This window comes from Paenibacillus provencensis (assembly GCF_042678545.1).
In the GTDB taxonomy this organism is placed as follows: Bacteria; Bacillota; Bacilli; order Paenibacillales; family Paenibacillaceae; genus Paenibacillus; species Paenibacillus provencensis.
Genome location: NZ_JBHTKX010000008.1, coordinates 1 through 12,297 on the forward strand (window position 1 = coordinate 1; position 12,297 = coordinate 12,297).

Consider the following 12,297-nt stretch of genomic DNA (forward strand, 5'->3'; position numbering starts at 1 on the left):
GGCTGTCATAAACTACATATGATGTAGCCGATGGCACTGCATCCCAAGACATCTCGATTGAATGATCGGTAGACTCAGCCTGTACGTTATTCGGCATGTAAGGCAGCGTTAGGAACTCTCCGCTTGTTGCGGCCCCATAACCGGCCATATTCCCGGCTGCTACCGTAAAGGGATAATTCTGTCCGCCGCTAAGCCCCGTGATGACCATCTCGCCGCTTGACGTTTCATAGGTTCTTCCGTTGACAGACAGGAGATACTTCGTGGCTCCCTGCACTTCTGGTATCCACACTGTCGCTTCTTGTTCTCCTATTTCTTGGACAAGCACTTCTGCTGGCGCGTCAGGCAGCGTGGAGAGAACAATAGAGTTGGATTGTCCGGATCCGCTTCGGTTACTCGCTGTCACTTGGATTTCATAGGTGCTGCCAGATTCCAGACCGGAAGCTGTAAACTGCTGGGTCTCTGCAGGTAATTGGATCTCCTCTCCTCCATTGATGGTAAGGAGATACCCGTCTGCTCCTCGAACTGCATCCCATTCGAAAGAAATGTCTGAGGTGGTAGAAGCAAGGCTGCGGATGCCTTCTACCCTTGCCGGCAAGGTGATGACATCGTCTATTGTGGCGTACTCCCCATAGCCGGTTTCATTCTCCGCAGCGACTCGGTAATCGTAAGATGTACCTGACTCTAGACCTGTATCGAGGTAAGATGGCTCTGTCCCTCCATAGATCAGCTGCTCATCTCTTTCAAGAGCATAATAGGTCGCGGTGTTCACACTATTCCATAGCAGGGAGATCGTATGCTCTGTAATCTCCAATCCGCTAAATCCCGCTGGCGTATCGGGAAGTGTGAGGAATCCGACATGTGTGGCTTCGCCTTCGCCCGTCGCATTAATCGCGGAAACGGCGATATCATAAGTGCTTCCTGGTCTCAAGTTATTGATAGGCTGATATACTGTGTCGGTAACGGTCTGGTTGAATGCTTCCTGCTGTGTCGCTGTTTCTGTGGCGACAATCCGGTAGCTGGATGCTGAATCGACAGGAGATATATTCACCAAGGCCCGATCTGCAGCTCGTCCATCCTTGCTTACCTGCACACTCGATGGTTTTTCTGGCAAGGTTGTGATTTCAATAGGATTACTTACGCTTTGACCGACATGGTTCGTTACAACTACTTGGTATTGATAGGTGTTCCCGCCACTTAAGGACGAATCGACGAAGGAGTTGGCTGGATGCTCGACTTCCCAACTTTGGCCTGTCGATAAGTTCTGAACCGTATATCGATACCCGTCTGTATACGTTGATGCGGCAGGTACAGCCCATTCCAATGTGGCACTGTTTTCACCAATGCCATAAGCCTGCAGGTCAGGAGCTGCGGGTTGTTCCTGCAGCTGAAGTCGTTCGGTCGTTATCGTTGTTTCATAGCCTACTCGATCGGTAGTCTTCGCATGAATATACCAGGTGCCTTCATTATGGATCGTGAGAAACTGTTCGTCTTCTGCTGCAATGTCCCAATCTGTGGGCATTTCAGGAGAAGTCGTGACCTTGTACTGCCGTTTATTCGGATTAATTCCAGATTGAGCATCAGCATACTGGATCTTAATCTGAATATCCTCTTCCGACCAAGATCTGCTCTGCGGTGTAATCTGAATAGTCGGAGCAGTTTTATCGATGTTACTAACCGTGTAGGTATACTCTGTCTGATTTCCTGCGTTGTCTTCTGCCACAAAGGTGTACGTTCCATTTTGTGTCACGGAATAACTCGCCGTCGCATGATTTGCCCAAGTGCCGTCCGGAAGCTTAATCCGCTTGACTCCGGTTTCACCGTCACTTGCTACCGCAGTCAATTCAATCGACTCGGATGTCCATGATTCATTACTAGGTGAAATATTTATTGTTGGATTTGTCGTGTCCACATAGGGTATATGTACTACACTTGAAATATTATTTTTGTTATCTACCGCTGCGATGTGAACATAAAAGTTTCCATTTACTACAGTTGGCATAGTATAACCGGTGCTGGTTGTCGTGATATTAGCTGTTGGAATTGTAGATGGATTTTGATCGATCACTAGACTATAACCTTTGATTTCGGCAGTAACTGTGACAGGTTTTTTAATCGAAACTAACGTTTCACTAGCATTTTTGGGATATCCTTTAATCGTATAATTGTATGTAGTACCCCTGTCAGTGGCAGCATCCCAAGTCACTCGGGCCTTCCTATCAGAACCCATAGTTACTTTCACATTACTTGGCACATTTGGTTTTGCTTTATCTGTTGCAGCGTAATCTTCATAATCAGCTAAATAGCCTCGATAAATAGACTCACTATCTCTAAAAACTTCTACCTCGGTCGCATATCCTAATTTGAAGTCATCTAATTCCAAGGTTCCATCTGTTGCCCATACAATATAAGGAAGTACCCCACGATTTACAAAATCATAATCAGTATTTTCTGAAATATAGACATTGGAACTATAAGTAACCCACTGATTATTTTGTGTTTCATTCATCCACCTGGTTGGAAAATGTGAGGGTTGCTCTCTATAAACAAGTAATGGCTCACCAACTCTAAAAACATCTTTCCTCATCGTCATGGGCTGACCAGTCGGTGAAGGGTTATTCCATACCCCGGTTCCTGATGTACCTTTCACAAATTTCTTTTTTGAGTTATTCCAATCATAGTAAATTACACCGTAATCGTAGTTAGTCCCATGTGAGGATACAACAACTAAACTTGTATCTTGCATTGTCAAAGTACCGCCATCCACGTAAGCAGAGAATTCTTCAGGTGGATTATTAAAATCTACATCCTCAGCAAAACGGATAATCCTTCCATTATCATCGCGTCGTTCATATCCTTTTTTGAACCAGCCTGTTGTAATAAAGGAATAAAGCATTCCTGTCGTGCCGCCAGTCATCTTTGCCTTGAAACTCAAACTCAATGTCGAGCCCGCAGGTACAGATTTCCCTTTATATAAATGGATACTAGAATCGGCATCTGTATTTGGATAATTAAACCAGTTTCCAGCTCGATTTGTGTAGGTATCTGTTAGTTTTACAACATTCGTTCCATTACTCCCTTTAACAATTGATTGATTCCCTGTTTTTGCTCCAGTCCAACCCCATAGTAAATTCGGCTGTTCCTGACCGCTTTCATATGATGTATTTGATAATATGTCAGAAGGATTCATATCTACAGCCCATTCCAATTTCACATGGTCATCTTTCTGATATACACCCGTAAAGCTAGGTGCATTACTTGCTGCTACAGCTTCACGAAAAGGCAGTATTGTAGATAAAAGTGATGCAGATAAGAGTATAGATAAGGATCTCTTAAGGTTCTTTTCCAATTAGGGTCGCCTCTCCTTTTAATCATTAACAATTTGCTATAGATCGAGATCTTTAGAGTGTTAGAACTTTAAAAGTTCCACATGTATGTTAGATCATTACTATACTTTCCTATTCAAGTTTTGAAGATCTAACCATAGATAGCCTCTTCTATCACCTCCATTTGAAATTAAAAATAGTTAGAGCAATCTCGGTCTGAAACGCAAAAAAACCTCGCGTCATGGACGATAGTCCATGCTGCGAGGTACTTCCTCGATCTATGATATTCAATTAAATAAGATTATACCCTCAGTACTATATACTGTAAAGTCGATTATTGCTAACAATGTAACGTTCATATATAGGGGGCATCAAGGTAACAACTGTTTAAAAGAGACGTGAGCGATGACTAAATATTTTAACATACGGGGCACACTGAGCGTGCCCCGTCCGCTTAGAAAGCGTCAATTTGATCAAGAATTTTATATACGACTGCAGCTGCCTGCGCACGTGTCGCCAAAGCTTGACTCGCTAGAGTGTTTTGACCAACGCCCTCTATAAGCTTTGAATTAATTGCAGTCGCCATTTCCACTCTTGCCCACGAGCTAACTGCTTTTGCATCCACATAGGTACTGAGTATATTATTAGCCTGGAGATCAGAAATTGAAGAAGCGCTTTTAATTTGCTTCAGCGCCCTCACAGCAATTGATGCCATTTGTTCCCTCGTAATGTTGGTATCAGGGACAAATTCCAATGATGATAATCCAGTAACTATCCCATATTTCCAAGCTGAATTAACTGTCTCGTAGTACCAGTCATTTTCCTCTACATCTTTAAATGGTTCATCGGAGTTATTTAGGGTTTTCATCTTATCCCCTAGGGCCTTTACCAGCATAGAAGTGAATTCGGAACGTGAAACGTATCGATCTGGTTGAAAAGAATCGTCTGGATAACCGGAAATTAACTGTTTCTTTGCCATAAAGTCTATAAGCGTATAGGACCAATGATTCTTGATATCAGTAAACGATTTCTTGAAGCTCATTACAATATAATTACCCGCTTTAACATTTGAAGCTTTTTTGGAATTCACGCCCGAGGTGCTCATTACTACATCAAATATAGCACCGTCATAGCCATAAACATTGGCAAACTTTAAGTCTCCCTCGGTGAAGACTTTAATTTCAATATCAAACGGATTCGCCCCAATTACTGGGCTGCCTGTATGGGTAAATTGAATGAAATTCGTTTCGGGAATGTACTCCTTATCAAAGTTAGCGCCAAGTTCTACTTTTCCAAGCGAAATGCTACCACCAGTATTCCATCCAACCATTTTGTTTAAATCAACAGTTACGTTACCAATAGAGCCCATGAGTTTTACTGGAATGTTCTTTGTTCTAAGAAGACTACTCAAGTTACTATCAATGGTTAAATTCAGTTTGTCATTCAATGTTATCATTTCTGAATAGTCGACCACCAGCTTGTTTGAGCGGGGGCTATCATTAATTGCTTTAGAAATAGACTCTGTGTTCAAAGTGACATTATAGGTCCGAACTGAACCACTTCGTTCTACAATTGCGTTTGCTCCTTTGGCATCAAATACATTGATTTCTCCGCTTGAACTGACGGTAACTGCACTGGACGATAGTGTTGATCCACTTCCTGATGAAGTTGACTCAGGTGAACTACCATTTATACTTGCTGTCGTATTTGCCTGTCTAATCACATAGAGCTTGTAGCTCTTAGTTGTGGTACCGTTAGACGCTATAACTTCTATAGGCAATTCAACACTCGCTCCTTCTTTAAGGTAGGTGTTAACGATCTTCCCGGAGATAACCTTCTGGCCGTTGAGCATAATTGTACTAAATGAGTCTTCAGTATTTATCTGGATATCTACGCTACTGGTGCCCTCAGGGATATATGTGACGAATGCTTCCCCGTTAGTGCTGTAACTCTTTGAGTTTACGGAAATACTTTTAATACCGGCATCACTACTAGGGGATGGTTTAATTAGTATTATCTCGTATTGATTCGTAGCACCGCCGCTAGCAGTTACCACAACAGTAATCGTATTGATCCCACCGTTTAAGTCCACCAAGTGATATCCAGTTGTTCCAACGTACGTACCGTTAACCTTAACAGTAGTGTTACTGTGTGCTTTGGGTTTCACAATAACATACGTTTGAGACGGTAACACTTTTCCTGTATACCTCAGCACGTCTGCTTTGAAATTCTGGTCTATCTCTGCATTTTCAATTACAAGCGAAGTCAGATCAGCATTGTTGATATCTTCTTCTCGGTTAATTTGGAACGAATAGCTTCTGACAGTGTTATCTCGCAGGGAAGTAACCCTAACTTCAATGTAATTCCAACCGGTATTAAGGTTGATGAAACTTGAGGTCGCTCCATTGATAACACCATTACCATTTACTTGAATGGATACCGCGCTATCCATTGCATATGGCGTCAAGGTTAGCGAGGATATTGTCGAACTCACTCTTCCAGTATAAGAGTAATTATCTGGACTAAACGATGATGATAAAGAAACATCAGTTGAAAAATCAACCCTTGCCAGACGACTATCTCCTTCGCTATTAGCAAAAACTGAAATTGGTGCTGCTGTCACCATCAATATGAAAATCAGCATACAACTAATAAATCTTGACCACATTTTACTTTTCACTAGCTCCACTTCTCCTCATAATGGATTTCCTAAACTTAAAAGACGCAAAAAGGACCACTGGATTAAATTCCAGTGGCCCCGGGTGCTTCCTCGTAGGCAGATATTCGATTGTCCATATTATAAGAAAAAAATGGAATTAAATCAATGAAATACTGATATTACGGGTCAATTTGATAAAGGACTCAGCTAGTCTCACATTTTTAAATGTCCGAAATGTATAATCACCAATCAAACTTTGGAAGAGACTCAACAAACTCTGCATCTTTATCGAACATCACCCAGCTGCAGTCGTGCTCCAAAGCAAAACGAATGACGGTAGCAAGGTCTTTAGGGGTTTCGTCTTCATTATTAAATTGTTCGCCTTCATGAATATCATCTGTATTGATTGGAACTAGCCAACCGTGCTCCCCTTTTGTATACAAAATGACGCTTAAACCATTTCCTGCTACCTTCTGAAAGTAGCGTGCCTCTTCATCCATACTACCTTCAATAAACATGCGGTTGGCTGTTGATTCCGAGATATGTACGGTTGATAGGACTAACATTTTAACAATTTCCATATTATTTAATACCGCTCCTTTAATTAATATGAGTTAAATACGAAAAACTTAAATCTCTATAGTGATTCAGCTTGATTAATTTCAGTTCATTTAGGAACAGAACTTTTAGGTGCTCCGTCGATTCTGATTCTCCTACTAATTCTAAACCATCTACAAGGAATCACTCCTTGAATTGAGTTGCAAACAAAGGAGAAGTGGAAAACTATCTCCACTTCTCCGTTCTTATTGACAGGGGTTAGTTTATAAGCCCCTGACTTATGCAATTGTCACAAATATCGTCAAATTCAAGCTGACGTGGTCCATCTTTACTAGGATCATCACTGCTTTCCAAAACAAAATCACAGTGGCAAACGGAGCAGCGTCTCATCGAGTACGCGGTTCCCTCGAATACAATTGTTCCTATACCAACTTCAACTCCTAAGCCTGAAGATTCCTTATCTGAAGTTAGATAGTTTTCCATACCCGGATGCTTCAGGATGTCTTTCATAAGCTCCAGCATATGCTCGTAAAAACCCAGGAAGTTTTCCTCAATATATGGCGAAATAGAACTTCCACCGATAATTACGAATCCTTTACGGATGTTTTCCTCACCGTATTTCTCCATGGCGTCGCTGGCAGTCTTCTCATCTATAAATGTATCACCATATCCATCCGCAGCATTCTTTATTGCCCAAGCATTAAGGATAACAATTCCATTGTCCACTTCCACATCGTTGACATACGCAAGATTTTCGATGACATCATTACCACTGCTCACGGCCACATTCTGAAGCGAACTCTCTAAACCGAGAAGCTTTTGATATAACTCTTCATCCGAGGTACCAAATGGAAATTGTTTTCGAATGTCATCGATGTGCCAGGTTGTGGCCAATAAGGTGTGTTGGGGAAGACAATCACGAATCGAGATAACATTAAATGCAGTTTCGATATCCCGTTTTCCTTGGATGACTTCCACTAACGAAAGTGTGAGCTTTCTCCAAACGTCAAAAGCAGGGTGCGTTTGGGTGTGCGCTGTGGCTGCGTTTCTAATAGACCATTCTCCGGGTTCACATACTGATACTAATTCCGGATGACCTTCTTTCTTGTCTAAAGGCCATACAAGTACAAAAGGTGCAGTTATTCCTTCGGATGACAATAAATCGAGGAATGTTAATAACAAATTTTTAGGGAAACTAAATCTAGTTCCATTTGTTGTGTTAAACACTTTTATTATTTGATCTAATTGTTGAGTAAACTGCTCATCATCATATACCTTTCCATTCACCCTTGAATTACCTGTCTGGTTTTGGATTCCCAAATCATCTAAATGTCCTACTTGTGCCGTTTTCAATAAAATCTCCTCCGTAAATCAAATTTTTGGGTTGTAGGTGTAAAATAAAAAACACCTCACGAGTCGACTAAAGAAATGGTCACACGAACAGTGTGCATTAATCCTTTAATCACCTTGTGAGGTGTTTCTTACATTAGAATGCTCTCTTTGCGCATGCTGGAGAGTTCAGTGAGGTTGAATTAAGATATATGGATATAATAACACGAAACAAGAAGAATTAATATCACAGAAATTAAAAAGGACCCTTAGAAAAGGGTCCTTACAGTGACAACCTATAAGTTTAGGTTGATTAACCTTTCTTTTGCGATTACCACGTTTTTCTCCAATAACTCGAATCCAATATAGTTTCGTAAGAGCTCTGAAGCTCCTACGGCCACAGTACCGGATCCCATGAATGGGTCGAGTATCAGATCTCCTGGATTACTTAAAGCCTTTATCAATGGGCGAATGAGATCTAGTGGAAACTGACATTCATGATCAGTTTTTTCCGGATGATTGTTTTTTACATTAGTAATAGACCATACATCACCAGGATTCTTGCCAAGGGGATTTCCAGACAGTTGTCCCTTCTTAGGACCTTTAAAATGTTTCTTATTGGGGTACTTCTGCGGCACACGGATAAAATCCAAGTTAAAGGTATAGTTGTTCCCTTTGGTAAACCAGAGTACCGTTTCATACCTTCCGGATAGTCGCTTCTTACAGTGTAATCCATGCTCAAAATGCCATACTATTCGGTTCCTAGGTACCAATCCTACCTCTAAAAAATAACTAAATAAAAGACAGTCTAGTGGGTACACTCTACCTTTATCTACGTAATTGCCAACTTGGTACGCAATACTTCCTCCATTTCTAAGCACGCGAGCGCAGGAGTGGATAACATCTCGTTGCCACTCCAAATAAACGGAAAGCTCCTCTTTAGATTCATAAGACTTTCCGATGTTATACGGAGGAGAGGTAATGATCAAATCCACACTTTCTTCCTGCAGTTGTTGCATGCCCTTCAGACAATCAATATGTTCGATGGTATTCATGGGGAGTTCCCCTTCCAAATCATTAAATCAGATTTGGATCAGGCGAGACTCTGTTGTTGCCTCTTCTGCAGCGTTACCTGCAGATGCTACTCCTCCCGAACGGGTTATCAGCACGAAGGCGAGCCACTTTGGACTTGCAAACCAACCTAAAGTCGGTTACCTTCTTGCACCTTTAGTGGAGAAATCCCCATAAATGTTGCACAAACGATTTCATTCGCATCACCCTTTTAACAAGACAATCTGTACACGAAGAAGGACCTCGCTTATTCTGTTTTCTGTATTTCGTAAGACTTGTTGCTTAATCAAGCAGTTAGTAAATTTCGCAACAAGTCTTCCGTGTCTTTGCTTTATTTCCTCCAACGTATGCCCTCTTCCGATCAGATCTGAGATGCTGTGAATCTGCCCAAAGAATGACTGAAGCCGCTCAACTTCATTAGCTGGAATCGAGTCATAAAACTCGTTACTTGTCCACAATGATTGTCGGCTTTGCTGCCGATACGTTTTTAAGAGTTTTTTTATCTCTGAAAACAATTGATCGATGCCAAATTGCTTCCCCAGATGTCCATATTGCTCGATCAATTGCTCTGCTTCATGAGGAGTAAAATTCTGAGGCACTGCAATCATCTTATTCCTTTCATTTTGAAGCTCCTTCATCTTTCGCATTGCCCGTTCTTGGAGAATTAGATCCTTATAAAAATTTGGTTTCATACCAAGTTGCACGCCTTCAGCAAACAAGGTGTATTTTCGTCCAGAAGCTTCTAACATTGGTACCAGGTGAGCTGAAATGCTCTTACTGACGTGAAGATCTATCTCGGCTTCTGCATATTTTTCTGATATAAACTGGTAGATTTTATTTGAGAATGCTTTCTGCTCTGTTCTTTTTGGTGCAGGATTAAGCGGATAATCCTCAACTACTTCATCAAACCCGATGATTCGTTGATTGTAAAAACTCAAGAAGTAAATATGCTCCTTCGGGAATTTACACTCTTTGAGATAATCTATGACTGCAGTTATCCATCGGCTGCCCTTTCCACGGTAAAACTCGTGTGCCGGTCCATTCTGAATTCGATTGGACGATTCTATAATAAATGAAACTTTCATCTAAAATCCTCACTTTCAAATAAGAAGAAAGAAGTGGGTTAGGGTTACCCACTTCTGTCCATAATATTATTATGCATCCCAAAGGGTTAATTGACGCTCCTCCTGGTAATTCATAAAGATGTGTTCCGTCTTTCGATTACGAACCTGACCCAAAGCCCTTTTCGTAACACCACCCACAGCTGCATCAATGGTTTCTAAACGCCAATCCTTGTAAAGATCGAGTATCAAAGGATGAGCATAATAAGTAACCATCGCCTTCCCTTGAATGTCAGTTAGACGTTTCGAGAGATCAATGTGGTCTTGTCGTTGAAACGCTCCACTGTAGAGATGTTCATTATTTAGATAAGGTGGATCAGCGAAAAAGAAAGTCGATGGACTATCATACATATCAATGATGTCTCGGAAATCCTTCTTTTCAATTATTATCTCTTTGAATCGATCAGCAAATCTATCAATGTTGTTGATAGAATTCTGATAGTCTCGAGCAGGACACTTGACCTTGCTCGAACGAAAACCACTTTTTTCATTTGGGTGAGGTACAATCTTCATTCTCTGGATATAATAGTACCTGACCGCTCGCTCAATGTCCGATGAGGGGCGTTCGCCAGAAAACCATTCATCCTGCCATTTTTCGAATAAGTACCGACTTGTTGGCAATGCACGGAGACGACATTTTAACTCTTCCCTCTGATCGCCTGCCATTATTAGCATGAAATTTGCTAGGTCCGCGTCCTTGTCGTTAAACACTTCAATACGTGTGGTTTTAGCCTTTTGAGTAACTACGTGCGCTCCTCCTCCAAAGACGTCCACAAAGGTTGTGTAAGTATAGTCCTCTGGAAAAAGGGAAATTAGGTGCTTCGCAAGCCAACTTTTCCCGCCATAATAGCGCATAGTAGATTTAACATTAGATAACTTGTTCATGATTGTTACTCTCCTTTTCCGAGCTTTTTTTAAGTCGGAGAAGGCAGGAATCTAGCACTTTTCCTACCGCGCATACAGCTAGGAGCTGCGCAGCCGCTACTTTTCCCGTTAGGGATATGAGCCGAAGGTGGCCACAATGGACTCTAAACAAGGAGTGTGTACAGTCTGGTTCTCCTTTACCAGCTGCTCCTATGTTCCTTCATCGCGCCTTGGATCAGAGAGTAACAATCGGTATACTATAAGCAAAATTCATTCGCATCACCATTTATCTATAACAAATTGATTTGGAGTTTCAGTAAGGTCGCGCTAATCTTATTTTCGAACTCTAACGCATACTCTCGTTTTATCAAGTACCGCTCAAACCTAGACATAGTTCTGCCAAACTCCCTCTTAAGTGCCTCATACTCTTCTCTTTTAGCACACAATTTATGAAGAAGGTTTATATCTTGACAGAACTCTTGGAATTCAATAGCACGATCTTCTTGGTCTATAGCTTCAATGAAGTCATCAAATGCTTTTTGTTCGTCCTTTCGGCGCACATGATGCTTCTTCATGACATGCTTCAGATCTTCCAAGATAGTCTCAACCTGAGGTGGAAACATATAACTCTTATGTCCAAATTCATCTAAAATCCACTGAGCCTCCGCAGGGGAGCGAGTCATAATTCCAGCTGCTAACTCCCACTTTTCCCGCTTTATATCTTGAACCTTTCGAAGAGTTTTCTCTTCTTCGATGAGTCGCTGATAGTAAACCGGCTTACCAGCCAATGACTGCCCTTCGCCATAAAACTTATGCTCAATTCCATGTTCATGGAAAAGCCATCTAAGTTCGTTGGCTAATGTCAGACTCATATGTAATTCCACAAACAGCGGTTCCTGAAAACTTTGAAGAAAATCCAGAACTTCCTTTGCAAAGCTAGCGCATTCCTTCCTACGGGGATGATATTCACGCTTTGGATAAGGTCTGACTGTTTCGTCATACCTATACATGCAACGATTTACCAGACTTAGGAAAAAGATATCTTCCCGGGGAAAATCTCTAACTTCCATAAAATCAATTACAGCGTTAATCCACCGACTCTTTGGACTCTTGTAAAAAAGATGCGCAGGCATGGGATCAGCCTTTCGCGTTTGTGACTCAATGATTAAAGCAATTCTTCTCTTCACGATTCATCCTCCTGCTTCAGTTTTCTTATCTGCCCTCTTACATTTCGTCCATAATAATAATCTCCTCATAGTTTATTTTTGGTATTCAGGCAATAAAAAACGCCTGACCAAAACGTCCAATGCATTAACATTAGCCGCTATGGTCAAGCGTTATTTCGAGTACGTCATAAAACCCATATGGGCGC

8 protein-coding genes are annotated in these 12,297 nt (G+C 41.4%); all 8 read right to left on the bottom strand.

Translation table 11 applies throughout. The annotated features are described in order from the left end of the window. Positions 1-3,346 (bottom strand): fibronectin type III domain-containing protein (locus ACFQ3J_RS24290; protein ID WP_379294206.1); only part of this gene is annotated, 3,346 nt, incomplete at its 3' end. 431 nt (positions 3,347-3,777) lie between these two features. Continuing rightward, the gene (locus ACFQ3J_RS24295; RefSeq protein WP_090727667.1) at positions 3,778-6,003 is read right to left on the bottom strand and encodes a cadherin-like beta sandwich domain-containing protein; all 2,226 of its coding nucleotides are present in this window, start codon (positions 6,001-6,003) and stop codon (positions 3,778-3,780) included. A 221-nt stretch (positions 6,004-6,224) separates the two neighbouring features. Beyond that, the gene (locus ACFQ3J_RS24300) at positions 6,225-6,563 is read right to left on the bottom strand and encodes a DUF5983 family protein (protein WP_090727665.1); all 339 of its coding nucleotides are present in this window, start codon (positions 6,561-6,563) and stop codon (positions 6,225-6,227) included. Between the two features lie 235 nt (positions 6,564-6,798). Beyond that, the gene (locus tag ACFQ3J_RS24305; protein WP_090727663.1) at positions 6,799-7,893 is read right to left on the bottom strand and encodes a hypothetical protein; all 1,095 of its coding nucleotides are present in this window, start codon (positions 7,891-7,893) and stop codon (positions 6,799-6,801) included. A 272-nt stretch (positions 7,894-8,165) separates the two neighbouring features. Continuing rightward, a complete protein-coding gene (locus tag ACFQ3J_RS24310; RefSeq protein ID WP_090727661.1) occupies positions 8,166-8,924 on the bottom strand; it encodes a DNA-methyltransferase in 759 nt (252 codons plus the stop codon). A 219-nt stretch (positions 8,925-9,143) separates the two neighbouring features. After that, positions 9,144-10,025 carry a hypothetical protein gene (locus ACFQ3J_RS24315; RefSeq protein ID WP_090727660.1) on the bottom strand — a complete coding sequence of 294 codons (882 nt, stop codon included), beginning with the start codon at positions 10,023-10,025 and terminating at the stop codon, positions 9,144-9,146. Between the two features lie 69 nt (positions 10,026-10,094). Next, positions 10,095-10,946, bottom strand: a complete 852-nt coding sequence (locus ACFQ3J_RS24320; RefSeq protein WP_090727658.1) for a DNA adenine methylase — start codon at positions 10,944-10,946, stop codon at positions 10,095-10,097. Between the two features lie 269 nt (positions 10,947-11,215). Continuing rightward, a complete protein-coding gene (locus ACFQ3J_RS24325) occupies positions 11,216-12,112 on the bottom strand; it encodes a hypothetical protein (protein ID WP_090727656.1) in 897 nt (298 codons plus the stop codon). Between the last annotated feature and the right edge of the window lie 185 nt (positions 12,113-12,297).

Excerpts from the sequence above, each read along its gene's own strand:
- ACFQ3J_RS24300 (WP_090727665.1), bottom strand. The coding sequence starts at position 6,563 with ATGGAAATTGTTAAAATGTTAGTCCTATCAACCGTACATATCTCGGAA.
- ACFQ3J_RS24310 (WP_090727661.1), bottom strand. The coding sequence starts at position 8,924 with ATGAATACCATCGAACATATTGATTGTCTGAAGGGCATGCAACAACTG.
- ACFQ3J_RS24315 (WP_090727660.1), bottom strand. The coding sequence starts at position 10,025 with ATGAAAGTTTCATTTATTATAGAATCGTCCAATCGAATTCAGAATGGA.
- ACFQ3J_RS24320 (WP_090727658.1), bottom strand. The coding sequence starts at position 10,946 with ATGAACAAGTTATCTAATGTTAAATCTACTATGCGCTATTATGGCGGG.